The organism is Halonotius terrestris (assembly GCF_006861665.1).
In the GTDB taxonomy this organism is placed as follows: Archaea; Halobacteriota; Halobacteria; order Halobacteriales; family Haloferacaceae; genus Halonotius; species Halonotius terrestris.
This window is the reverse complement of sequence record NZ_RKLU01000009.1, coordinates 27,547-52,350: the sequence shown is the minus strand read 5'-3', so window position 1 is coordinate 52,350 and position 24,804 is coordinate 27,547. Positions and strand designations below refer to the sequence as shown.

At 58.2% G+C, this 24,804-nt stretch carries 23 protein-coding genes and 2 pseudogenes; 9 read left to right on the top strand and 16 right to left on the bottom strand.

The genetic code is table 11. The features are described from left to right. From EGH24_RS13445 to EGH24_RS13390, 12 genes and pseudogenes are all read right to left on the bottom strand, one after another. A pseudogene (locus EGH24_RS13445) lies at window positions 1–2,659 on the bottom strand (conjugal transfer protein); the annotation flags it as partial. Next, on the bottom strand, window positions 2,625–4,832 hold the full coding sequence (locus EGH24_RS13440; RefSeq protein WP_142980652.1) for a VirB4 family type IV secretion system protein: 2,208 nt from the start codon (window positions 4,830–4,832) through the stop codon (window positions 2,625–2,627). The pseudogene EGH24_RS13445 and the gene EGH24_RS13440, both read right to left, overlap by 35 nt. Next, window positions 4,825–5,946, bottom strand: a complete 1,122-nt coding sequence (locus EGH24_RS13435) for a hypothetical protein (RefSeq protein ID WP_142980651.1) — start codon at window positions 5,944–5,946, stop codon at window positions 4,825–4,827. Before EGH24_RS13435 ends, EGH24_RS13440 begins: the two co-directional genes overlap by 8 nt. Window positions 5,947–5,948: 2 nt before the next feature. Then, entirely contained in the window at window positions 5,949–7,064 is a 1,116-nt protein-coding gene (locus EGH24_RS13430; RefSeq protein WP_142980650.1) for a hypothetical protein, read from the bottom strand. Window positions 7,065–7,066: 2 nt separating this feature from the next. Further along, window positions 7,067–7,903: a hypothetical protein gene (locus EGH24_RS13425; protein ID WP_142980649.1), complete on the bottom strand. Its 837-nt coding sequence runs from the start codon at window positions 7,901–7,903 to the stop codon at window positions 7,067–7,069. Between the two features lie 2 nt (window positions 7,904–7,905). Beyond that, window positions 7,906–9,642: a hypothetical protein gene (locus EGH24_RS13420; protein ID WP_142980648.1), complete on the bottom strand. Its 1,737-nt coding sequence runs from the start codon at window positions 9,640–9,642 to the stop codon at window positions 7,906–7,908. Window positions 9,643–9,670: 28 nt separating this feature from the next. Beyond that, window positions 9,671–10,093 (bottom strand): hypothetical protein, encoded by a 423-nt coding sequence (locus EGH24_RS13415; RefSeq protein ID WP_142980647.1) that lies wholly within the window; start codon window positions 10,091–10,093, stop codon window positions 9,671–9,673. 6 nt (window positions 10,094–10,099) lie between these two features. Then, the gene (locus EGH24_RS13410) at window positions 10,100–10,348 is read right to left on the bottom strand and encodes a hypothetical protein (RefSeq protein WP_142980646.1); all 249 of its coding nucleotides are present in this window, start codon (window positions 10,346–10,348) and stop codon (window positions 10,100–10,102) included. Window positions 10,349–10,551: 203 nt separating this feature from the next. Beyond that, complete coding sequence (gene xseB / locus EGH24_RS13405; RefSeq protein WP_142980645.1) at window positions 10,552–10,734, bottom strand: exodeoxyribonuclease VII small subunit; 183 nt, start codon at window positions 10,732–10,734, stop codon at window positions 10,552–10,554. A 2-nt stretch (window positions 10,735–10,736) separates the two neighbouring features. Beyond that, a complete protein-coding gene (gene xseA, locus EGH24_RS13400; RefSeq protein ID WP_142980644.1) occupies window positions 10,737–11,780 on the bottom strand; it encodes an exodeoxyribonuclease VII large subunit in 1,044 nt (347 codons plus the stop codon). A gap of 85 nt (window positions 11,781–11,865) precedes the next feature. Beyond that, window positions 11,866–12,426 (bottom strand): TATA-box-binding protein, encoded by a 561-nt coding sequence (locus tag EGH24_RS13395; RefSeq protein ID WP_049987858.1) that lies wholly within the window; start codon window positions 12,424–12,426, stop codon window positions 11,866–11,868. Window positions 12,427–12,497: 71 nt separating this feature from the next. After that, entirely contained in the window at window positions 12,498–12,665 is a 168-nt protein-coding gene (locus EGH24_RS13390; protein ID WP_122106698.1) for a DUF1931 domain-containing protein, read from the bottom strand. Between the two features lie 219 nt (window positions 12,666–12,884). Here EGH24_RS13390 and EGH24_RS13385 point away from each other — a divergent pair, with 219 nt between their 5' ends. From EGH24_RS13385 to EGH24_RS13370, 4 genes are all read left to right on the top strand, one after another. Then, the gene (locus EGH24_RS13385; protein ID WP_142980643.1) at window positions 12,885–13,562 is read left to right on the top strand and encodes a metal-dependent transcriptional regulator; all 678 of its coding nucleotides are present in this window, start codon (window positions 12,885–12,887) and stop codon (window positions 13,560–13,562) included. 128 nt (window positions 13,563–13,690) lie between these two features. Continuing rightward, window positions 13,691–14,950, top strand: a complete 1,260-nt coding sequence (locus EGH24_RS13380) for a multicopper oxidase domain-containing protein (RefSeq protein ID WP_142980642.1) — start codon at window positions 13,691–13,693, stop codon at window positions 14,948–14,950. Window position 14,951: 1 nt separating this feature from the next. Beyond that, complete coding sequence (locus tag EGH24_RS13375) at window positions 14,952–16,202, top strand: ZIP family metal transporter (RefSeq protein WP_142980641.1); 1,251 nt, start codon at window positions 14,952–14,954, stop codon at window positions 16,200–16,202. A gap of 141 nt (window positions 16,203–16,343) precedes the next feature. Continuing rightward, on the top strand, window positions 16,344–16,649 hold the full coding sequence (locus EGH24_RS13370; protein ID WP_246058020.1) for a cupredoxin domain-containing protein: 306 nt from the start codon (window positions 16,344–16,346) through the stop codon (window positions 16,647–16,649). 46 nt (window positions 16,650–16,695) lie between these two features. On the opposite strand, the gene EGH24_RS15875 is transcribed toward EGH24_RS13370, so the two are convergent. Both EGH24_RS15875 and EGH24_RS13360 read right to left on the bottom strand, forming a co-directional pair. Further along, the gene (locus tag EGH24_RS15875; RefSeq protein WP_142980639.1) at window positions 16,696–17,214 is read right to left on the bottom strand and encodes a winged helix-turn-helix transcriptional regulator; all 519 of its coding nucleotides are present in this window, start codon (window positions 17,212–17,214) and stop codon (window positions 16,696–16,698) included. Next, entirely contained in the window at window positions 17,211–17,549 is a 339-nt protein-coding gene (locus tag EGH24_RS13360; RefSeq protein ID WP_142980638.1) for a DUF7471 family protein, read from the bottom strand. The genes EGH24_RS15875 and EGH24_RS13360 overlap by 4 nt, the downstream gene beginning before the upstream one ends. Before the next feature lie 170 nt (window positions 17,550–17,719). Between EGH24_RS13360 and EGH24_RS13355 the strand changes: the two genes are divergently transcribed. From EGH24_RS13355 to EGH24_RS13340, 4 genes and pseudogenes are all read left to right on the top strand, one after another. Then, window positions 17,720–18,307 (top strand): methyltransferase family protein, encoded by a 588-nt coding sequence (locus tag EGH24_RS13355; protein WP_142980637.1) that lies wholly within the window; start codon window positions 17,720–17,722, stop codon window positions 18,305–18,307. A 77-nt stretch (window positions 18,308–18,384) separates the two neighbouring features. Next, on the top strand, window positions 18,385–19,680 hold the full coding sequence (locus EGH24_RS13350; RefSeq protein WP_142980636.1) for a twin-arginine translocation signal domain-containing protein: 1,296 nt from the start codon (window positions 18,385–18,387) through the stop codon (window positions 19,678–19,680). Beyond that, a pseudogene (locus EGH24_RS13345) lies at window positions 19,677–20,737 on the top strand (iron transporter). Before EGH24_RS13350 ends, EGH24_RS13345 begins: the two are co-directional and overlap by 4 nt. A 229-nt stretch (window positions 20,738–20,966) precedes the next feature. Beyond that, window positions 20,967–22,037: an iron transporter gene (locus tag EGH24_RS13340; protein WP_142980635.1), complete on the top strand. Its 1,071-nt coding sequence runs from the start codon at window positions 20,967–20,969 to the stop codon at window positions 22,035–22,037. A gap of 63 nt (window positions 22,038–22,100) precedes the next feature. On the opposite strand, the gene EGH24_RS13335 is transcribed toward EGH24_RS13340, so the two are convergent. Next, a complete protein-coding gene (locus EGH24_RS13335; protein WP_246058018.1) occupies window positions 22,101–23,462 on the bottom strand; it encodes a hypothetical protein in 1,362 nt (453 codons plus the stop codon). Window positions 23,463–23,595: 133 nt separating this feature from the next. Next, window positions 23,596–23,862, bottom strand: a complete 267-nt coding sequence (locus tag EGH24_RS13330; RefSeq protein ID WP_142980633.1) for a DNA-binding protein — start codon at window positions 23,860–23,862, stop codon at window positions 23,596–23,598. 480 nt (window positions 23,863–24,342) lie between these two features. Here EGH24_RS13330 and EGH24_RS13325 point away from each other — a divergent pair, with 480 nt between their 5' ends. Further along, window positions 24,343–24,747: a DUF7541 family protein gene (locus EGH24_RS13325; RefSeq protein ID WP_142980632.1), complete on the top strand. Its 405-nt coding sequence runs from the start codon at window positions 24,343–24,345 to the stop codon at window positions 24,745–24,747. Window positions 24,748–24,804 lie beyond the last annotated feature (57 nt).

The following is a 24,804-nucleotide window of genomic DNA, read 5'->3' as shown; positions in this document are numbered from 1 at the left end:
ACTCCCCTCGTGGCAACGAACGAATCCGATTGGCGAAATCCGCGGGGTCCATCTCTTCGTGGGCCATCGCTCGCGCCAGTTCCCGGTCGACGTTGATTTTCCCGATGAGTGAACTGCCGATGTTGTTCAGAGCATTCAGGTAGATCTTCCGCCCACCTTCAGCCTCCATCTGTTCGGGGAACTGCATCGACAGGCCAACAGAGAGCCGGAATCCCCGGCCTTTCTCGAGGAGATCGTTCATGATGTCGGAGACTACGACCGACGCTGCCTCGTCGACGAGCAAGTTCACGACGTAGTCGTCCGAGTGCTGGGAGAGGGCCTGTTTGCGGTCCTTGAGAGCTGCATCGAGATTGGTCAGGATCACACCAGTCATGATCCGGGCAGCGTCGTCGCGGAGATCTCCGAGGTCGAAGAGGATGACCGTATCCTCGTCGAGGACATCCCGAAAGTCGAACTGGTTCTCGGTATTGTTGAAGATCTGCCGTAGGTGTGTATCCTGAGAAATGTACGCAAGGCGGTTTCCGACACCACCCATCACGTTCGCGAAGGTGTTTGGATCTAACTGGAGTTGCCGTCGAATCGTCCGGGTGACTTCCTCGTCGCTCGACCGTGGGGTCTCGCCGATGTTCTCGTTCGGTGGCCCGGCCTCCCAGAGCTGGTCGACGACGTGTTCGAGCTGTCGGTGGGCGAAGTAGTCCGTCGACGCTCGGTAGAGCCCGTTCTCACGGCCGTATTCCTCGTCGAACAGTGCCTTGATGAGTGTCTTGATGAGAGTCGGAGCCACAGTCGCCCGCTCGTAGCGGTCGGTTCCCATCACGAGCTTCAAAATCTCTTCGTAGTGGTCGGCCTTCCGTTGGACGGCGTCTTCGCGGCGCCGTCCGCTCTCCATCGACGGTTCGAGATCGAAAAACGAGAACCCGGGGAGGACGTCCGGAATCGGGAAGTGGACGACGTTCTCTTCGAGGTCGGTCATTCCGAACCGACGCGCGTGAGCCCGCATGTAATTCTGGGCCATATCGTCGTTTTTCGGGATGATGAGGATCGTCGGCCCCTCGGTGTTGTCGTACAGCGACAGCATATCGTTGATGAGGGCTTTCGACTTCCCAGAGCCGGTTGTTCCGAACCGGCCGTAATGAGTGGGCAGCAGTCCGGGTGGAATGTGTGTCGGCTCGTCTTCGGCCTCGCCGGTGTCGTCGAGGGCATACCCGATTGCCATCCCGTCTCGGAACTCACTCATGAGGTCTTGGTGCGGACGGGGCAACGGATTCCGACTCTGCTGTTCCGCACGCGTCCCACGTGCCCCCTCGACAGTAAGCTGCTCCGAGGAGGGGACGGGTACGAAGTGCGCGAGTTCTCGACCACTCAGGACGAACTCCGGTCGGGTCGTCCCACGACCGGTCGTGATCTCACGATCCAAGAGCCGCTGCAGCGCCGCTCGTGCGTTTCGTTCTTTCGTGGCTGCCCGCAAGCCGCTGTCACGTATTCGTTCGGCTGCAACCTGGTAGTACGGCCCGTCAAGCGGGTCGAATACCGGGACCAGTGATTGCATTCGCTCATCGAGATCATCGCGACTGTTACCACCGGATGGAATCCCGACTGCTCGGATGTTCGCGGTGAACGACCGCTTCGGATTTTTCGCCTCGATTGCTGCGACACGTTTTGCAACGGCGTCGCTCAGCTGGTTTCTGTCCCGGCTCTCCGACTGATCGTCGAGTTCGAAAAGGGAGCCAATAATTTCCTGAGCGAGTGTGTCTCGTCCGTCGATGACGTCCTCCTTGCGAAGGTCGGCATCGGACTGCCAGCTCTCGCGTCGTTGGAAGACGACCTGGAACGCTACTGGTGCTGTCGCCTCCATCAGATGGTCGACGAGTGACGCGAGCGCACCTCCTGGCTGATCGACGGCTGGGAGTTCTGCTTCGTCGTCGGCAGTAACTGGCAAGAGTGAGGTCATCCAGTCTTGCTTCCGAGTCGCCGACCCTTGCCACCGTACGCCGAGTGGGGAGACGGATTCGGTCGCTGGCCGTGCGAGTATCGTCCCCTCCGATGTTACCGTTGGTTTGGCAAGCGTGGTGAGTGGCTCATCCTCAGGAATCGCATCTGGTGGGGCGAGTTCGAGGGCAGTATCACCAATCTCGATGAAGTGGTCGGCAGACTGGTCACCGACTGTTCCTCCATCCGCGACTGATTCGGCGTCTGCTGGCCCCGCTTGTTTGTTGTCGTCAGTGCCACGTTCGTATTGCTCGTCAGGGCCGAACTCATACCTGAGCCCGCCCGAGTTATACTGCTCGACGAATGTCTCTCGGTCGAATTCGACAGGCTGCACGAGTCGGGATGCGACGTCGACCTCGGTACGCTCGATGTCGAACGTCTCGGGATAGACCGACTGGAGCCGCTTCTCAAGGGTATCCAGATGGTCGTCGGCACCGTAGTAGAATTCGACGGGGTCATCTGCCCCCTCGCTCAGCGCGAGAAATTCGAATTGTATCGGTGTGTCGCTATGTAGCGGATTGAGTTTGTCAACTAGCCCTGTCGAGTCCGTTGAGGTCAGTTTGTGGAGGCTCTCCAGTGCCTGCGGCAGACGCTCCGGATTGAGGCGTTCGGAGGTTGGCGTCACGCGAAGATACTCACGCATCGTCGCCACCTCCCGTTTCGCCGCCATCAGTCTCTGTTGGCGTCCGCTCAGATTGGAGTTGTCCGTTGTCAGTCCCTCGGCGTTCAATCTCGTCTTGGAACGCCTGCACGTCCGCGTCCACGGCGTTCTCACCAGTCCCGGGGAGTGAGGATCGCCGTTGCTCGGTTGGGTCGAAGTCGATGACCTGTTTCTCCTTGGGCATCGCTTTGACCTGGATACCGCGCCACTCGCCGTCGACGCCCACCAGCGCCTCGGAGAAGCCGGCGTCCTCGTTACCAGGAACGGCGTCCTGGACGAACCGCATTTGCGCGTAATTCAGGCCGAATTCGTCGGCCCACTCCTCGTCCATCCCATCGAGGCGATGGAACTGCTTGACCGCACACTGATCCAGGATTGCCTCGGATTCGGCGTGCTCGAAGAACTCGTCGACGGTCTGCGTGACCAGCCGGATCGAGAGGTCGTGGTGCCGGTGGTGGCGGAACACCGTCTCAAGGAACGCCAGGCTCGCGGCGTCCTGCATAATGTAGCGTGCCTCGTCGATGTAGAACACGACCTCCTTCTCCGAGACTTTCGCCCGCTCGTACACCAGCGAGATGAGTAGCTGCATCGTCAGCGCCGTGCTGCTGTCGACGCTGCCCTCCTGCTGGGCGAGGTCGAGGTAGATGACCTTCTCATCCCGAATGTCGAAGTCGGACTGTTGGCCGAGGTTGGCGTGGCGACCGTCGTCCTCGAAGGGACGGAGCTGATCGAGCAGCCACGTTGCGTTCTCTTTGATCTTCCCCGCCTCCTCGTCGGACCGGACGACGAACTCCTCGGGGTCGTCGACCATATCTTCGAACACGTCCATCATCTCGCGGATGGTCGGACTCGGATTGCTGTGCGTCGAGATGTCGTCGGTGATCCCGTTGCGCTGGTAGGCACGTTTGAGGGCGAGTTCGAGCGTGGTGCGCCGATCTCCCAGTGAGATACCCCGGAGGGCGAAGAAGTTCGTGAGGAAGCTCATCGCGTCGTCGAGTTTCTCGTTGAACGGGCTCGCGTCCTCACCCATCGCCCGCTGGACGTGTTCGGGCGTCTCGCGGATTTCCAGCGGATTCAGACCGAGCGTCCCGCCAACCGTGATCCGCTTGGCGTCGAGCGCCTCTGAGACGCCGGCCCAGTTGTTCAATGGTTCGAGGATGATGCCGATGCGGTCCTTGCTCTGCTCAATCGACCGGATGAAGTTCTGCTTCGAACTGAACGACTTTCCCGACCCGGTGTCGCCGACGGTGAACATCGCGTAGCCGTTGTCCCGCGCGAACGGGTCGATGACCACCGGACTCTGGTTGTCCTTGTGGATCCCGAACTCGACGCCGCCTTCCTCGAGTATCGTCGCGTTGTGCGGCGAAGACAGTAACGCGCCGATGGCGCCGCCGAGTGCGATCGACGTCCGGCCGAACTCGTTGTCGCCGATGGGCGCGGCGGACTGGAGGGCGAGATCCTGGCGACAGATGGCCGTCTTCGGCGTGAGGTTCGCCGGGTCGTCCCGGAGCGCACTCTTGACCGTCTGGACGGCGTCTCTGAGGTCGTCTTTCTCGTCGGCCCGCACGGTGATGAACATCCCTTGGTCGAAGACGTTCGCGCCGTTCTCGACGGCCTTGTACGTCGCTGCAGCCTCGTTGGCGCGTTCCTGTAGGTAGGCACTCCGGATACTCTGTTCGAGGTCAGCGTCCACCTGAAGGTCGTCAGCGATGTCCTGCAGTTCGTTCCGGGCCCGCTCCTGATTTTTCGGCGTGATATGGGCCGTCAGATCGAACTGGACGTCGGTCATCTCGAAGAGGTCGCTCAGATACCCGTCGTTGGGATAGTCGGCATAGTTAGCGATGTACAGCGTCGACGTCCACTGCTCACCGACCTGTGCGGCTCGCGTTTCCCACTCAATCGCCGCCGGCGCGGTCACCGTCTTGTGTGACTCGGAGATGTCGTCGAGGAGCTTGCGTTCGGCCTCGCCTTCTTCGAGTGTCTCCTCGTCGAGGACATCGGTGAAGTCCACGTCTGGTTCATCATCCGCAGTGAAGCGGTCCCAGAGGTACTTACTGCCGACGCCAAGGCCGAGACCCACTGCAAGGGCAAGTACTGCACTCTCTGCTGGTGTCAGGTTCTGGAGCCACCCGGCGACGGAGCCAAGCGCGCCACCACCAGTCTGGAGGATCACGTTACGCATCGTGTGGGTCCTCCCGGCGCGAGTGGCCGATGATCGATTGGTCGCGAACGACACGTTCTGCCTCGTCGTAGTCGTGTTCGCGGCCGTTCCAAAAGTCCATATTCAGGACGAACAGCTCGACCGTGCTGAGGCGGCGTGCGGACCACCCCGACGCCTGCTGGATGAACTCGGATCGCACGTCGTTCACCCGACTGTCGAGCTTCTCGAACATCTGCGCACGACGTTCGACGTCAGTAAGGTCCTCGCGGCGGGTGACGAACGGGTTGAACAGGAAGCCGATGACCGGGAACTGGGTCAGCTTCTCTGCGGGGGTGCCCTCGTCGCGGAAGCGGTCGTAGACCTCTATCGGGCTAACTTCAACGCCGATATAGTACCGGACCTGCTGGATGCCCCGGTCACGCATCTCCTTCGGCCGTGTCTCCCGGTACTCTTCGAGGAGTTCCCGGAAAATCGGGTTCTCCGTAACGTCTTCGTCAGTGAGGCGCTCCTCGATGGTCTCGGTGATCTGCTCGACCGGGAAGGAACGGGTTGTGGCGTGGAGTTTGAGCTTCGAGTCTAGCTCTTTGTTAGCGAACTCTTCGCCAGCGTCCTGGAGCTGTGCCCAGTCGTCGGACATCGCGAAGTCCATGTTGGCCGGATCGATCTCGATGAATGCCTCCATCGAGCCGTCTTCACGCTGGATAGCACCAGCGCCCGGCCACGCTCGCTTGATGTTGGTGAGATCCTGCGTTCGCTCGTCGGGCTTGAACGGCGTGTAGTTCGCGAGTCCGCCCTCGTTGCGCTCTGACTCGTTGGTACTCGTGTCGGCTTCGGCGGGCGCACTGAACGTGACCTGAGGCCGTTTGAGGTACCGATAGACGTCTTTGGTCCACGTCCAGGCGTTCAGGTGGGTTGGTGAGACGTAGATGACGGCGACGCCAAAGCCAAGCCCACCAGCAACGAACGGGAGGGCCAGTGATTCGATCCCGGTGAGGCCCGCGATAAACAGCCCAATAATGGGGAAGGCGATGAGCATGCCGACGTCCCCTTCCTCGATATTGAGATACGGGATGCGACTCTCCTCGCCGAACTGATCCATGATGCGCCGTGCAGCCGCGTCTTGATCTGCTGACATTGTTAGTGGATTCCTCGATCAAATTCCATCCCACGGTCGTCACTCGCCGATTCCGCTGTCGCTCCACCAGGGTCATTTTCCGTTCGACGGTACGATGGCGTGCCTCCATCGTTTCCTCCATGACCACCGCGGGCAGCCGCTTTTTGCGCGACGGCGTGGCCAGCGGCGGCTTTCGGCCCCCACCGAGCGGCGGTCGTCGCGACGCCGGCGCCACCGACGTAGGCCCCAGCAGCGACACCGCCAACGAGTGCTGCGCCTTTCGTCGCACCGCCGACGACTTTGGCCGTCAACGGCGTCGCGTATTTGAACGTCTTCCACGTGATGTAGAGGGCGACCAGCGGGAGGGACGCAGCAACGAGATATTTGAGGAACGCTGTTCCTGGTGTGAGAGTCCCACCGCCGTAGATCAAGTCGTACCCCTTGAGGACCATCGCTGCCGGGAGCGGGAGGACAGCCAACGGGACAAACCGTTTGCAGAACCCCATCGCGATATCGGATACGACCGGAATATTTCCGTAGGCCAGTGCAAATGCAATCGGCATTCCGTACAGGTAGACATAGAGCAGAATCATCCGGATGTAGAACAGCGCCTCCAGCGCCCACATCGAGATTCCACCAATCACGGCGAACAATAGCCCCAGTCCGGGGTTTGTGATGGCTGCGCCCAAGAACTGAAGCATTGCCGAGGCTACGGAGGAAAGCTCCGGCATTAGTGCAATGGTGAACCCGTCGACGAGGTAGAGTGCGAGAGTTCCAACCCAATACCACGTAATGATTAGAAAAGCACCGACCCAGGCCGTCTTCTTCGTTTTTCGGGCTTCGTAGGTACTTCCAATATTGAAGATCCGAACCGTGTGACGGCCCTGAACACTCATCACAAGGAGCAAAAGGGCAATCAGCATGATTTCGCCGCCGATGAGAGCATCGTGGATTACTGGCCAGGGTGCGTTGGTTGGTTCACCGAAGACAAATGCTCCGTTCGTCTCTGGGGTCGGGGTTCCGAACATTCCCTCAGTCAGAGTCTCATACCCCGACCTGAGACCGTCCATGAACAGCCCGATGAACCACTCAACGACGCCTTTGATACCCTCAAGAACGACGTCAATAAGATCAACCATCGTCAGGCCTCCGTAATCGTGACCTCACAGTCTGTCATCTCGTCAGACCCGGAATACTGGACATTGTAGGTACTCGTGACCCGATTGCCACTGACCTGAGTCTCAACGATAACCGTGAACTGCCCGCTGTTACCATCTGGGGAACACCCCATTCCGTCTTCACTCTCTGAACCGAACGGGAACGAATTACTGAACAGGTCGGCCGTCTCACCAGGGGAGACTACTACCCGGTCGGTTTCGTGCATTCCACTACCTCTGGGGTTCTCAATTGGATTGGGAACGTCCCCGGAGAAGATTAGTTCAGTTATCGCTTCCGGACCGCTTCCTGTGTTCTCTACCGTAACGAATGCCTCGCCATTCTTGATCCGGTCTGTCTCGCTCTCACCATAGACTTCGTCCCACGGCTTATCTGGATTATTCCGATAGAGTCCGACATCCTGTATCTGGATCTCTGGACGCAGTTCAGTCGTGGTCTCGACTACTGTCTCCTCGCCTTTCAACGCGAGTACGCGGTACTCACCGGGCGCATACGCGGTGCCGATCTCGAATGAGACCTGCTGAGCACCCGCGGCTACGTCGCGCTTCCCAAATAACTCGCCGTTCGGTTGGATGAGGTTGACCTGGTCAATGTCGGCCTCTTCGGAGAGTTCGACGACGAGTGTTGTCCCCTCAATAGTAATGCGCGTGAGTGGGCCTTTACCATCTGGAGAGGTCGTTCCATCACCTGGCGTCCCAGAACCGCCATTGTCGTTCAGACAGCCAGCGACGCTCATGAGGGCAGCACCTGCGACTGTTCGGAGGGCGGTTCGCCGACTGATGTGTGGGTGGTTTCTAGTCATGACTATGGGTTCCGTTGGAAGATGTCTTCTGGACCGAGCATTCGGAGAAGTCGTTTGCCAGCGTAGAACATCACAAGAAACGGGATGAGCTGCCAGCCAACCTCGAAAATGAACGCGAACCAACCGTCGATGGTGCCGAGCGGGTGCCAGCGAACAGTTGCCGTCGCACTCACATACGCGGGGTCGTGCCCGAGCCACGAACCTGGGTGGTACCGAGCCGTGTAGATACCCGGCTCGTCGATCGTCACAATCGCCACCCCGGAGGCGTTGGTCTCGACGCGTTGCTCCGCGACGGTGATGTAGCCGTTGCGAGTGTTCCCACCGATTGGATATCGTCGGTCGGGATCGCTGAGCACGATTGGTGCGCCGGTCTCGTTATCCCGGAGCTCGATGCGGAGTGTGGCCTGGCTTTCGTTCTGCTGGAGCACCTCAACAGTCAGATTACTGCGCCGGAGCTGCCGCTCTGAGCCAGCGTCAGGTGCCACAATCGAGGCGTTCACACCCCGCACGATCCCCGCTACTTGGAGCGCGTCGCGGTCGACGTTCTCCGCGCGAACCGCAACACCGTACGTCGTCGTGTACGACTGGTTGACGATGTCGATGTTGATGTTCTCACCGAGAGTGCCGTCCGGAGACGGTCGGTCAGTGCCCCAGGTGTCGATGATCTCTGGGCCATCGCGAATTGGTTCAGCACGCGGGCCGATTCGCGACGGATACGCGTGAACATAGACCGGAATCGCGTCAGACTCGACGGTGGCGCTGTCGGTCCGATTCGACCGAACGAGCGTGTCCCAGTTGGTGTTCCGCGCGGTGTAGAACCGCCAGACGCCACGGACTCGTGCGCTTCCATTCTCCGTGAGCGTGTACCCCTGCCACGGTCTGGACTGGAAGATAGCCACACCGGCGTCACCATTGGGATACTCGGCGTAGTAGGGGTACGCCGAGAGGTCGTAGATCTCGACGGCGATCGAGTCCGAGACGTTGAGCGACTCGGTACGATACGTGACCTCGACATCGGTCTCGTCGCCTCGGTCGATTCGCGTGGTCTTCTTCAACCGGACGCTGATCTCGGCTTCAAGCGTGAGGTTTGCACTCCAGTCATCCTCGATCTGGTAGTCGAGGGCCGGCGTGTGCGAGCCGTCACGCTCGACGATGGTTTCGCCATCCTTCTGCAATCGAACCTCCTCGACCTCGTTGCTCGTGAGCGACCACTCGATCGTCGTGTTCCCCGAAGAGCTTCCGTTCGGGACGCGAACGCGATAGTCGACGAACCCCCGCATCGTGCCGTTCGGCGCGATATAGAGCGGCGTGTCACCCGACTCCAAGTGACCTCGCGTCGACGGCTGCACTGCGAACACCGTGGCGTGGGCGTCCTCGATGAACACCCCGTCTTCGAGCGACGCGTGGCGCGGATGCACGGACGTATCCGACCCACCGGGTTCGAGAGCAGCGAAATCGTTTCGCGTCCACGTTGCAGCTGTCGCCGGCGGGCGCTTGAACGTGATGTCCGTCCCGTTTGCGAGTTGGTGCATCGCGGTCCGGCTCTCGCCGTACCGCTGCTGATACTCCTCCTGGCTGATGTAGTTGTCCGCGTCGCGAGACCACAGCGTCGCTGATTCATTCTCAGTGAGCCCATTCCCCTCCGTGCCTGGCCGTGGCGGGCTTGCAGTAACGAGACCCGTGACTAGGCTCGTCACGAACAGGGCGGCCATTAGCACGGAGAGCTCTCGTTGTTTCATGGGGGCTCGCGACGGGGGTGGTAGTCACCTACCAGGGGGCGAGGTCGACGCACTGCGCCAGCGGGAGGTTCATCATCGACCCAGCGACGGTGTAGAGTGGTCCGAGGGCGACGAGGACGACCGCGGACTTCATCGCGGAGCGCTTGTGGCGCTTGAGGCCCTTCTTCTGCTCGGGCGTGATCGTGAACATCTCGATAAGGGAGTCGGCCTGCCACACGACTGCGAGGCCGACAATGCCCAGCGCCGTGGTAAGCTGGAAGAAGCCCTCGATCATGCTGGGAAGGTTGTCCGCACTACAGACGGCATTCGTCTGTGCGGCGGCGGGTTCCACAGCGAACAGGCTCAGGACGACGACGATGAACATAGCTTGCCTGGGAAGCCTACTTGCCGCCGTGGACTGGCTGTCGGCGCGATTCGGGGCCGTCTCGGAGGGCGTATTGTCCTGTGACATAGCGGGTTACTCCTCTGCGTCGTCGACGAGTGCTTTCAGATCAGCGTAGCGGTTGGTCTCGTCGACGATCTCGTCTTTCGTGTAGCCCTGTTCGCGGGCCCGTTCGAAGAGATCTCGAAGCTCGTCGGGGTCGACGTGGCGAAGCTCCATCTCATCTCGGAGGGCGCGGCGATAGAGGGCGGAACCGTTGATATGGCTGTTCCACGTCAGGTACAGATCATCGATGTCTTCGATGGTGACTGCCCGTGTGATCATATGTGCGGGGTGGGTATGCACCGGTTGAACCCCGGTCCATGGTGGTGCGATAGCTAGAAGATCGGTATATGCTTTCTGGCCACCAACTGGCGCAAAATTCTAAAGTAAATTATAACCGGAGAGCTCGTTCACCTTGCAAAGGTACCGTTAACCAACAACGGGGTTAGATGCCGTTGTCTGTTGGTTAAGGTTGGAATGGCGCTCTACTCGAGTTCCACGACCTCTCCACGCCCGTTGTCGAGGATTTCTTGCACCTCGGCCAAGAGTTCCTGACCTTCCTCGTGGAGCCTTGTCCCTTCATCGAGGTCACACTCGTCCGCATCGAGCTGCTCAATGATTTCTTCGACACGGGCCAGCCGGTCGTGGATCTCTTGGTCGTTTGCCACGCTTAGATCACCCCTAACCAAAGCCCAGTGATGGCCAACAACAGCAACAACAGCACAGCGATTGCGGCCTTGTAGTAGACCGGCGGGAGGCCCTCGGGTACGGCCGCCTCGTCGACTGCTTCAGCAAGCTCTCGTTCATGTTCGTGCTCCTGCTGGAAGGTTTCGTACGCAGCGTCGAGTTGCTGTGCCAGCGGCTTGACCTCGCCCGCGAAGAACTCCTCGCGGGAATTCACGATATACTCGCCAGCGGCCGTCGGCGTGATCGTTGCCACATCCGCGACCTGATCTGCGATTAACCGGTCGTCAGTATGCCCGATCGCCGTGACGGTCGGGGTGTTCGCGGTGAAGATAGCTTCCGCGACCCGCTCGGTGTTGAACGCCTGGAGGTTCGAATCACTCCCGCCGCCACGGCCGACGATGATCGAGTCGACCTCCTCGGAGCGGTCCAGATGGTGAATCCCGTTCGCGATAGACGTCGGGGCCTCTGACCCTTGGACGGTCGCATCCTTCACCAGGATGTCGACGGTGGGGTCCTGCTCGTGGATCGCGCTCTGGATGTCGTAGCGAGCGTCGCCCCGGAGGGAGGTCACGACACCGACTCGCTCTGGGAACGCCGGCGGGCGCTGTTTCTGCTCGTCGTCAAACCAGCCACGCTCTTCGAGTTCGCTTCGCAGCCGCTCGACGGCAGCTGCCTGGTCGCCGTCGCCGACGACGATCACCTCCCACGGTTTGAGGTCGATTTTCCCGCCCTCTGTCCAGTAGTCGATATCGCCTTCGAGGATGACCTCCGCCCCGTCCTCGAGGTCAGCGTCCATCTTCTGATAGCGGTTCGCCCAGAGCATACAGGGAAGCTCGGCATCGCCGTCGGTCAGGGTGAAATAGAGGGCGGTACTGTTCTGGTGGAGATCCGTGACCTCGCCAATACAGCGGACGCCGTTGAGGGCAGGCGTGTCCTGGACGACCGATGCAATTCGGTCGTTCAGCTCTTGGACTGAAAGAACATTCCCGGACAGGACATCATCTACCTCCCGTTCGGCATCAGCCATCGCACTAACTTAACACGGGGAGAGCAGATTCAAAAATGTACTCACCAGTGCCAGTGTACCCTGCCAACTGTTCTGTGTCGTTGAATTACTCCAGTAACCCGAGGTCAGTGAGCCGGTTTTCAATCACTGTAAGCGCTTGTTCAGCATCGTCAAGCTGTTTTCCGCCCGTGATGACGAGCTTTCCACTCCCGAAGAGGAGTGCGACGACGTCCGGGTCGTCAAGCCGGTAGACGAGCCCCGGGAACTGCTCTGGTTCGTATTCGATATGTTCGAGACCAAGGCCGATCGCAATCGCATTCAAATTGAGTGTGTGGTCGAGGTCCCCACTTGAGACAATATTCTGGATTTCGATATCTGGAGAGGTAGCGACATCGACACCCAATTCACGGAGCTCGTCGAAGACGTATTCCAACGCAGTCGTCACATCGTCGACGCTTTTTGCACCCGTACAGACGACTTTCCCCGAGCGGAAAATGAGCGCTGCGGCTTTAGGATCGTGCATCCGATATACGAGTCCAGGGAAGTTATCGGGATCGTAGTCGGTGGCTCCTAAATCCTCAGAAAGCGTTTCCAGATCGAGTTCTTGACCGATATCGGACGACGCGACCACATTCTCGACTTGAATTGATTCGGCTGTGACACTCATAGGAGTACCTTCCAGTCACAACTCCCTTAAAACGGGGAGTGACTTCGAGCGTCGGTGTGGTACCTTCCGAATTAGAGGTCGCGGGGCTGGACCGTCTTCCGGTCGTTGGCCTCAGCACGCTTTGCGGCGTCGTCGAGCAGGTCGGCGACCTCTTCGTCGAGGGCGTCGTAGAAATCTGCCGAGACGTTCTGGTCCGAGAGTGCGTCCTTCACGGCTGCTTTGACGATGAGGTCAGACATTCCATCGCCGACTTCTCCCGTCTATATTATAAAGGTTCGAATTCTCGACCCGCCATTCTGAGTCTCAGTGAGTAACACAACAGGAAGATACGGAAAATCAATGTGCAAGTGTTGACTGTGGCGATAACCGGACCCATCTCAGATTTACGCCCACAGCTGTCGACAAGACAAATCATCCCGTGGCAAATTATAAACTTAGCCCCGTCTAATTCCATTCTAATGCTGAGCGCCATCATGGAGGATTATCTCAAAGCGATCTATTACCTTCAGGACGAAACGGATGAACGGGTGCGGACCTCGACGCTCGCTGAGTACATGGACGTTGAACAACCGTCAGTCACCAGTATGGTAAAAAAATTGGCCGAGCGCGATTTTGTCCATTACGAGCCCTACAAGGGCGTTGTACTCACGGAGACTGGAATTCCTGTCGCGCTCGAAATCATTCGCCATCATCGGCTCTTAGAACGATACCTGACGGAGCGCCTCGAGTACGATTGGGCTGAGGTACACGACGAAGCAGATCGCCTCGAACACCATATCAGCAATCAATTCGCTGACCGAATTGCAGAGCAGCTCGGGGATCCGGCAGTTGACCCGCATGGCGACCCGATTCCCACAGCGGATCTGGACGTTTCACCGCCACAATCCGGTGAAACCCTCGCTGATCAGCAGGTCGGCGATAAGGTTCGAATCGAGCGGGTGCCAGACAATGACCCAGATCTACTCCGGTACCTGTCTGAACACGGGATTACCCCAACAACTGTAGTCGAAATTGTTGAGACTACCTCATTTGGGATGGTGACGCTTGTTCCCGATGGCACCGACGAACGAGTTGCACTCCCAGAGGAAGTTGCCCGATCTATATCCGCTCAAACGCTCGCTGGGGCTTCAAACTAAACTAATGAGTCTCCCTACTGGAGGCTATTAGTTTAGACTCAATCTAAGTTTAGATGAGTCTAATTTATATATTGGGTGGGGCAATAGACGTGTATGGGTATGCGAAGGCTTGACCAGCGGAGGAGATCATGCCATCGATAGATTACAGTAGCGCAGCAAACGTCACAGAACGGCTCGAGGAGCGACTGGTCGAATCACTCACTGGTGAAACGAGTGTCAGTCGCCGCACGGTCCTCGGCGGACTCGGTGTCGCTGGGAGTGCAGCCGTCGGACTCGGTAGTTCTCGGGCAAGTGCCTCATCCGATCACGACGATGAGGATGAACACGGTAACTTCGGTGCGGTGGGTGAATACCGAGATTTAGATTTCGACCCGCACGAGTTCCTCACCGCGTTCAATACCGGAGAAAGTGGGCAGGATAACGTTCCTCAACAAGTCTACGAGGAGGACGGCCGAACCGTACGGGAATTCGAGTTCACCGCCGTCGACACGACGATAGCAATCGCGCCGGGCGTCGAGTTCTCGGCGTGGGCATACAACGGCCAGGTGCCCGGACCGACGATCCGCGCCGTCGAGGGCGACCTGATTCGCGTGAAGTTCACGAATCTGGGACGGCACGCGCATACGATCCATCCACACCTGAAGAACCTCAACCCGCGAATGGATGGGATCCCACAAAACGGGCCTGGCGTACTCGATACGGGTGAGTCATTCACGTACGAATGGCTCGCCCAACCCGCTGGCACGCACTTCTATCACTGCCACTCGCTCCCGTTGAAAGAGCACATCCACCGCGGACTCTACGGCACGATCATCGTCGATCCGGACCCCGAACGCGTCAGGGAGAATCCACGCGAGTACGTCAACTACCCGGGCCCGATTACCGACGACTTCCGGGAGCAACTCGTCGAAGAGGCAAAGAGCCGGAATCACGAGTACGCCGAAAACGACGCCGTCAACGAGATGGTGATGGTGATGAACTCGTTCGACACCAACTTCGATGGCGGCAACGAGGTTTACGCGGCGAACACACGGGCGTTCGGTTACGGAGTCGGTGACACCGACGGCGAGGGCAACTGGACGGCGGGCGAGACGAAACGCCCCATCCAGATCGACAAGAACGAACGCCAGCGCGTCTACCTCTCCAATGCAACGGAGTTCGACCTCATAAACTCGTTCCACACGCACTCGCAGTTCTTCGACTACTACGACCACGGGACGACGCTGACGCCGACGAATAAGACAGTGGACACGATCATGCAATGCCAGGCGCAGCGCGGCATCATCGAGATAGACTACTCCGATCATGAGCCGGGCCTGTACATGTTCCACGCCCACCAGTCTGAGTTCGCAGAACTCGGCTGGATGAGCTTCTTCGAGGTGGTCTAACGTGACGGATAAGACACAAGACACGACGACGGACGGTGGTGTAACGGCTGACGAAGAGATCACACAACCGCTCGGGCTTCCGCGATGGGTCAGCGCGTTACTCCCGGTCGTGTTGCTCGTACTCGTCTTGGGTGTGTTCGCATTCACGTCCCCGCTCGCCGGTGTTCAGAGCGGCACACCGCTTCCCGACGTGACGATCACGCACACGACGCTTCCGAGCGACGAAACGGTCGTCCTGCACGTGACGAACAACGGGCCCGAATCCGTGACGATATCGCAGGTTCTCGTCGACGAGGCCTACTGGGATTTCCGGGTCGAAGGAGCCGGTGGTGACCAAACGCTCGCCCCGATGGAAAGCGCACAGATCGTGATTCCGTATCACTGGAATCCGGGATGGGACCTCGAAGTCGCGCTCGTGCTTTCCGACGGAGCGACGTTCCATAATACGATCGTCGCGCCGAGTCAGTCGCCCGGCTTTAGCCTCAGTCTGCTCGGGACGCTTGCAGTCATCGGACTGTTTGTCGGCGTGATTCCGGTCGCCTTAGGGATGCTCTGGTTCCCCTACATCAAGACGATGAGCGATCGGTGGCTGCATGCCGTTCTCTTATTTGCAGCTGGCGTACTGGGCTTCTTGGCGTTCGACGCCGGGTTTGAGGCGTTCGAGCTCGCCGAGCGGATTCCAGGCGCATACGAGGGCAACCTCTTGGTCGTCTTCGGAATCTTCGGCGCACTCCTCCTCGTCCAAGCGATCAGTGCGTGGCGTGAGGGCCGCGTCGCCGCTGGTGATAGCCGGGCGAGCAGCGGTCTCTGGATCGCGTATCTGGTCGCGGTCGGGATCGGCCTGCACAACCTCGCGGAGGGGCTGGCAATCGGGAGTTCGTTCGCACTCGGGCGCGTGTCGCTCGGCGCATTCCTCGTGATCGGATTCATGCTTCACAACGTGACGGAAGGCCCGGCTGTCGTTGCGCCGGTCGCTCGCGGGGAACGTCCGGCACTCAAGCACTTCGCCGCGCTCGGCGTCATCGCCGGCGCACCCGTTATCCTCGGTGGCTGGATCGGCAGTCTCGCGTACTCGCCGACGATCGGTGCCTTCTTCCTCGCGATCGGCGTTGGTGCGATCCTACAGGTCGACTGGGAGATCGCGCGAATGGTTCGTGATGCCGGCGGTCGCGTGGCGAGTGCGACGAACCTACTCGCATTCCTGCTCGGCCTCGCAATTATGTACGTGACTGACCTCTTCGTGGTACTCTAATCGGCACCACCCATCTCTGTATCAATGTCACCCGAATTTTTCGATCGGCGGACGGTGTTGCAACTCAGCACTGCCACCCTGGCGATGCTTAGCACGGCTGGGTGTCTGGGCGGACAGTCCTCGGCGGCCCAGACCGTCACGATGCCCGGCGACCTCAGATTTGAGCCGAAGACCGCTACGATCGAACCTGGTGAGACGGTTACGTGGACGAACGAGAGTGACATCGATCACACGGTCACGGCTTATGAAGACGAGATTCCAGACGCGGCCGCGTATTTCGCAAGTGGTGGCTTCGAGTCAGAACGTACTGCGAGGAACCGGGTCACCGAGGGACTCATCGCCCCGGGCGAGAACTACGAGCACACGTTTGAGGAACCAGGCACGTACGGGTACTTTTGTATCCCACATGAGGGATCTGGAATGGTCGGGACAGTTCGAGTAAAGTAATCGAACAATCAAGTTCTCGTTCCGACGAAACACATTCGCAAACTCGTTACGATTCCTCCGCCAGTAGATTATCGACGAGGCGGGTGAACCGGTCGATCATCCGATCGGACAGCGAGGGTGTAATCTCTTCGAGGAGACGAGTAGTCTCAGTCGGCTTGGCGGGGACCAGCGTCACGTGATTATTGGTATCTCGATGTTTCTCGATCAGATTCTGCTCCGTCAAATGGTTCAAGTGCCACTCGAGGGTCCCCCGAGCAATCTCGAGAGACTCTGTGACAGCGTCCGGTCTGGATGGCCCCTGTTCGAGAACACAGAATAAAATGTCGCGTGCCGTTTCCCGGCGAAGGACAGCGATCGCTCCCCGTTCCCACGCGTCATATCCAGGTGTGTAATAGTGAGTCCGGCCATAGAGGGGTAGTTCGACTACACTTCCCTGAGCCTGGAGTTTTTTGAGGTGGTACTGTACCTGTCCTGGTGCGAGGTCGAGTCTCCGCGTGAGTGCGTTGAAGTGTTCTCCAGGGTGGGTGGCAATATACTCGTGAATCCGGTCACGTTGGTGTGTCATGTATCCAAATTGGTCTCGTTCGAAATAGTTCGAGAGTGATAGACCGCAGCAATGACGAGCGCGACAAGAATAATATCAAGTCCGTGTTCGAGAAGGTGATGCTCGGCTTGTGAAAACAGGCCTACGATGGTGATCCCCGCAACTGCAGAGCGTCCAAAAAGGGCAGCTAGCGCAGCGACGACTAACAGATATGGGCGGGATTGGCGCTGAACGAACGCGCCGATCGCAAGTCCCAGAAGCACCGCTGTACCAGCAGCGGCGATGGTGATCACCGCGAGCAACGGAAGGGACCACGGATCGATGAACCCACTATGAAGTGGGACAAATCCCGCCATGTGGTCTGAATTTGAAACGCAGTTACCTGAGAACGTCGATTCGAATTATCCCCGGATGTTAGAATTATAGCGAGTGGTTGGTGGTTCCAAACTTCTTCTGAGGGGGCAGTCTCTAGGCACGAACCACGATTGACTCACTTTTTTGTCCTGCACAATCACTACATACACATATGTTCTCGTTCTCAGATCGCGCGCTGCTGACGGCAGTCGTCGCGGATATCACGCTGATTCTCGGGTACGCCATCAGTGCGGTTCATCCTGACCGTCGAGTGTGGCCCATCGGCGACAGCTCGTGGCGGTGGTGGTTCAATTGGTCAGCGCTCTCCGTCGTGTTCGCTGGGTTTCCGGTGCTGGCTGCGCTCGACCAAGACTCGTTCATCTTCACCGAACGCTGGAACAAACTCGCAGGTAGCGGTATCGCCGCACTCGGTATGGGGTTTGCCCTCTCAGCACTCTTCGAACTCGGGTGGATGGAAAGCAGTGGAAGAGAAGGGGAGCTTCGGACGGACGGTATCTACCAGTACACACGCAACCCACAGAGCGTAGGATTCATTACGTTCATCGTCGGCGCGATCATCGCAGTGAACTCCAGGAAACTGGCTGTACACGGCGTCTTGACCATCCTCGTGTACACACTGTTCCCGTTTGCCGAAGAACCGTGGCTGCGAGAGCAGTATGGCCAGGAATACGATGAATACCGCGAGCGGACCCCCCGATTTATCGGGTGGAACTTGGTGAAGAAGCTCATCACCAGATAGTCCGCTACCGGCCTTGAGGGGGAGATTCAAGAACTCTACCAGAACCGCTTTTCCGTTGACTTCCTAACTGTCGGGTAATGAGTGATGAGAGAGGTATCCCTCGAAGAGACTTCCTCAAGTCGGCCGTCGCGATTGGAGGTGCAGCGGCGTTCAGTGCGTGTCTGGGCCGTGAAGAAGTCGATATCCCGACGGGACCAGATGATCTGTCGGCGCATCCACAACGCCAGCACGCTTGGAACGACGCCCTCCCACGGGACGACCACGGGAACGTCGTTGCTCCGAGCCATCGCGTGCTCCTCTATTTGAATTACCGACGAGACGGGCAACCGAGCGAAGACGACCGTGGACAGGTTGAGACAGCCCTCCGTGGCATCGAACACGCCTACGAGCGAAGCGGGGATGGGCTATTGCTCACGGTGAGTTATTCTCCGGCATACTTCGACCGATTCGACGAATCGCTTCCCGAAGACGTTGACCTCCCCGATCCGGAAGCACTTGCTCCGTTCGAGGAACCCGAGTTCGATACGCCCGATGCAGTCGTCCATCTTGCAAGTAACACGGCACAGGTGGTGCTCGGTGCCGAAGAAGCCCTCAAAGGGAACAAATCGACTCTCAACGGTGTCGATCAGCCTGACGCTGCACTGACCGACGTCTTCTCACTCACCGACCGGCGAACGGGATTTATCGGGGATGGACTCCCGGCGGAGAATGCAGACGATGCGGAGGGTGTTCCGGCCGATAAGGTTCCCGAGGACGCACCCCTGTTTATGGGATTCAAATCAGGTTTCAAAAAGAACCAGGCCAGTGAAGATCGCGTGACGATTCAGTCGGGGCCGTTCGCCGATGGCACGACTCAGCACATCTCCAAACTTCAACTCAACCTCAACCAGTGGTACAACCAGGACGATCGCTGGCAACGTGAGGCGAAGATGTTCTGTCCGTACCACGCCGAGAACGACGTAATCGAGGGCGCTGGAGACAATCTCGGAACCAGCAGCAAAATCGACGACTGTCAGCCAACGGATGAGACGGCCCGCGAGATGGGCGTCGTCGGTCACTCCCAGAAATCTGCCCGCGCTCGCGACGACAATGACTCGCCCCTCATCCTTCGGCGCGACTTCGATTCTACCGATGATGGAAGCGCTAGTCTCCATTTCCTCGCGCTCCAGCGAGGGATCACCGATTTCGTCGACACGAGAGAAGCGATGAACGGAACTGATGTCACCGAGCAGTCGGCTGTCGGTCAGCGGAACAACAACGGCATCCTGCAGTACGTCCGGACGGAGCGGCGTGGTAATTTCCTCGTCCCCCCACGGTCGTTGCGTGCCCTTCCACCTGCACAGCCGGTCGAACGCACAGGAGGTGACGCATGAATCGTCGTGACGTGCTTCGAGTGGTCGGTAGCACGTCACTCGTTGGGCTTGCGGGGTGTACCGGCCTGTTCGAGACGCGATCAGCGCAGGCACCACCGCTCCCCGAGAACCGGCCGAACGCAGTCTACTATCCGACCCACTATGAGGGCATGAAAATGCCCGGGATGAAGGAACAGGGCGGGTACAGGTGTGCCTCACGTATTCGTATGCGCACCGGTTCTGGCTGATGAAGCCGAATGGAATCACGAAGGTCGAGATTCAACCCGAGGATTCGATTCATCTCATGCCGGTCGTTTGGGAGACACAGACGGGGATCATCCCACCCGATATCAATCCACAGCTCACGGTTACACAGAACGGGGAGTCGATTGATCAGTTCGCGCCGTGGCCGATGCTCTCTCAGCCGATGGGTTTTCACTTCGGTGATAACGCACAACTTCAGGGCGACGGCACATACACTGTCGAGGTCAGCATCGGCGGGCCGTCGACGCGACGGACCGGATCGCTGGCCGAGAACCAGGGAAACACATCGTTCACGTTCGAGTTCGAGTTCAGCGAATCGACGCTCAATGAGATCTCGTACACGGACATCCCCGACGACAAGGAAGGCACGAAGGGTGCTGTCGACCTGATGGACATGGAGATGTTACCGGACTCGCAGGTACCGACACCGGACGCACTCCCCGGCAACGTGCGTGGGTCGGAGACGAGCGGAGACGCGAAGTTCGTGGTTACGGTCCTCGAAGACGCGTCGCGTTTCGGTGGTGACGAGGAGCAGAAGTACCTCGCTGTGTCTCCGCGCACGCCTTACAATCGGACGATGCTGCCGATGATGTCACTATCGGCAACACTACAACGCGACGGTACGTCAGAATTCGACGGAATTCTGCAGGCAACCATCGATCCAGATCTCCGTTATCACTACGGGACAACGGTTGCGGACATACAGACGGGAGATGAGCTGACGATCACAGTCGATTCGCCCCCACAAACGGCTCGCCATGAGGGATACGAGACAGCCTTCGTTGATATGCCAGATGTGCAGGTGACGTTGTAGTTTCAAAGGTGTCTTTAGAAATCCAATCGAAGCCAAATCCATGGAAGAGAAGCACCTCCTACTGGCGACGTTACTTGGCGTTGTCTCACTACTGGTACTCACCGGATTCGTCGTTCGCCTGGCGTAGACAGTCACAGAATAGCCGAGACGGACAGTTACAGAAACCCCCAATTGACGACAGCGAGGTTGACTCAATGAATCTACCAAATATAGCATCTCAGAGGAGAATATGAACCGGAGAACGTTTCTCAAACAGGGGACTGCTCTCTCGGGTGGCCTGGTGCTGTCTGGTTGCCTGGGGCGACTCGGATTCGAGACGCAGTCTGCATGGCGTGATCCTCCGCTCGTGGAGGATCGACCTGACGCGGTCTACTATCCGGCAATCATCGAAGGGATGGGAATGTACGGAACGACGACGGCAGGCAGTCTCGGATTTGCACTGATGCACTCCTTCCCGCACCGTTTCTGGACCCTCACTGGCTCACGAAAGACGAAAGTCGTCGTTCAGTCGGATGATTCGGTGCATCTGATGGCGAGTGTCTGGGACACCGAGACGGAGACGATCCTCCCGATCGACGTCTCTGTCGAAATCAGTAACAGCGACGGTCGAGTGTCCTCGACCAACCTCTGGCCGATGATCTCGCCGAACATGGGGTTCCACTACGGCGACAATATCGCTCTCCCGGGGGAAGGACAGTACGATGTGACGCTCCAGGTCGGCCCGTTGCAGACCGCTCGTACGAGTCCATTCGACGGGCGATTTACAGAGGGACAGTCTGCCACGATGCAGTTCACGTTCGATACGGATGAGACGTACAATTTGGAGATTCGTCGGTTAGGCGAAAAAGCGGGCACTCGTGGGACAGTCGATCTGATGGATATGGAAATGATCCCTGAACCGGTCGTACCGACAAAATCCGAGCTTCCTGGTCGACTTCTCCACGAAGGGCAATCCGGTGATGCGACGATACTCGTTGCTCTCGTTGACGGTGACCATCGGTTTAGTGATAGTGACGGTCCCTTCCTGATCGTCTCTCCTCGAACACCGTACAATCGCGTGATGCTCCCGAGGATGGCTCTTTCAGCAACACTCAATCGAGGGGGTGACGCAATCGCACAAGGGACACTCCAAGCGTCCCTCGATCCCGACCTCGGGAGTTTCTATGGGATGGGTCTAGATGAACTCGAGACGGGCGATGCGGTCAGACTCACCGTCGAGACACCACCCCAACTGGCGCGGCACGATGGCTACGAAACCGCGTTCCTCGATATGGACCCGATAGAGTTCACTGTCGAGTGAAGTTCCGAAGGATGGCTTCTGTCAGCCAGTGGGCGGCCAGCTGTACCCTCGAACCCACCAGAATCAGGGTAGATAAGGAGGCGTCGCTCCTGGGAGTGAGAGAATCCAGAGGCTAATGACGGTGTAACCGATCATCACAACAATGAACGGGTACTGGCTCCGGATCGCGACGAGACGACTCGAGAAGAGTTCGTAGGCGGTCGCGTGCGCTGCCCAGATAGCGAGGAGATGTCCAACGAGCACGTAGGCGATACTCAAGCCCTCGAACCATCCAGGTGGAGACAATGTCAGGGGGTTCGCTGGGGGCGACAGTGGGGAGACAATCGCCATCCCTAGGGCCGGACTGAGGGATACGGCCAGTCCGGTGTAGTGAGCGAGGTGATATCCCGCTGCGATGGCCAATAGCGAGGGTGCAAACCGAAAGGCGATGCGTTTCGCTGTGATGTATGTCCCAGTTCGTCGCCGAGAGAGTACGCCAGCATACCAATACGCGCCGAAGAAAACGACGTAGCCACTGACGAAAAGGAGCGTGTAGATGAGGATCGCACGAATTTGTACGGCTCCCACTCCGATATTGGAGAGGCTGACGAGTGTCTCGATAGTTGCTGCGCCCGTCTGCGTCGTGATGAAGCCACTGTACGTGAGTTCCCAGATTAGCGCAATGACGAACGCGACATCGGAGGTGTCCGTGATTACGTCTGCGTCAGTCAGGTCGCTACCGGGCAGTTTTACAGTAAGCTTCCCATCCCGCCGTTTTACAGGGGCGACAGCCCCGAAGAATCGGAACAAGACGGATAACGGATCTGCGTTCCCGAACCATGCGTTGGGACCGACGAGTACCGCGCCTGCGATTGTGACGACACTGTAGCCGAGAATCGCAATCGAAAGAACGGACGGAATCGTGCTGACAGGGAAAATCACCTCAACCCACACGAGAAGTAATAGGCCACCAACAGCTGGCCATCGGGCCAATCCTTCTGGATACGTCCGGAATCCAGTTGGGAGTAGCGAGACGATTCCTCGCCAGGGGTTCAGCACTGGCCAGAGATTGCCTCCGAGATACGTGAGCATCGGCAAGCCTGCACGAACGACAACGAACGTGACAAGGATGGTGAAGCTCGCTGTCGGGAGTTGTGGGCCCGTCACTCCGAGGTACACTGCCAGTCCGAGGACGACGATCCCAAGTCCACATCCGATCCACACAACAGGTGTTCGCCAGTCATCAATTCTTGGGCCAGGAACCGACCAGCTGTGGAGATAACGGATAAACGCCCGATCAGTGACGAAACTCGCAAGCAGGGCAGAAGCTCCGATTGTGGCACCTCCGGTGGCAAGATACAGCCATCGGGGAATGGCTAGGGTATCTCGTGGCTGCTTCGAGAGCGTCATTCCGTTCCCGGCAGCAACTGTTTCGGCAAACAGCATCAATATCGAGACCCAGGTTACGAACTGAACCAGGAGTCTGAGCTTTGTGTTCGATACGACCCAATTATGAAGCCTCGACTCTGGCCCCGACTCTGTGTGCCCCTCTCTGTGTGCTCCAGAGTTCGTGTCTGAGTCAGGCGACGATGGCATATAGCATTAAGAAACCGAAGTACAGGAGCACAAGGGCTCCAAGTGCTTTCAGACGCAGCGTGCGTAACTCGTCTTCTTCGTCCGCTCTGGCAGATAGGAATGCGTCTTCCTCGTCGGCATCCAACTCCTGAGGATGTTCTAAGCCTTTGTGGAGGACGAGGCGGTCGGTCGTGGGGAACGGATGCCCACAGTAATCACACTCCCCTGCAGGAGAGTCACGCCGTGGAACCGTAGTGCCTTCGTATGACATACTCTCGAAAGCTGTTATTCGGCCGTAAGCCAGTCAGCGTTGAAACCGTTCTGGTTCGACGTTCGAACTTCTCCGCTCGCGTATTGACCTACGTGGCGTCATCAATGGGCAGAATGGTCGGTTACAACAGATCTACTAGCGAAGACCGAAGTTGTACAAACACTCCCTTTGACGGCGTGGAAGTAGCCTTTTGTTCAGAGTGGTTGTCCTCGGCTGGGGACTGACTCTCCGCTTCTCGCTCTTCTTCGTAGGCGTCGCAGTAGATGCACATAGAAAAGAGTAGGCAGAGCGCCTCTATAAAACCATTTGACCGTAAGATGGATATCGCGGAGAATCTGGAACAAGGAGCATTACCGGCTTAAGAGTGTGACGTTATACCGCACGAATATTAACTAACGGCTGAATCACAGCCATATTCTATTAACGATGAGGGAATCAATAACAGCCGATTTATTATATCGTGAAGCTCAATTCGAGATAATGAGCGATCCATCTGACTCGGATGCAACCTTCACCGGATCGAGTCCATGGCCACTCTTCGTCGCGATTGGATTTGCTCTCTCGGAGGTCGGTGTTGTTCTTGGCCTTCGTCCTGTATCGGTTGCAGGACTTTTGTTGTTCGTAGGGTCTGTTGCTGGCATTCTTACGGAGGCGGGGTATATCTCTAACCCAGCGAAAGCAGCAGGTGTCCAAGGATTCGTCCTCGTCGGTATCGGAATTCTGTTGATTACTGAAAGTCAGATTGGGACGACAATCCGTGGTCAATCGATTGCCATCGCTGGCATCATCTGTCTCGTTGGCGCAGCTCTCTGGGTCGGCTTCATTCGGAAGAAGACCCGCGCCAAGATGTCGAAGACCAAGACACCGGAAACAACATCTGATTGAGCGACCGTACCGTACTACAATAGAATTCGATACCACAAGAGAGAGATCACGTTCGTG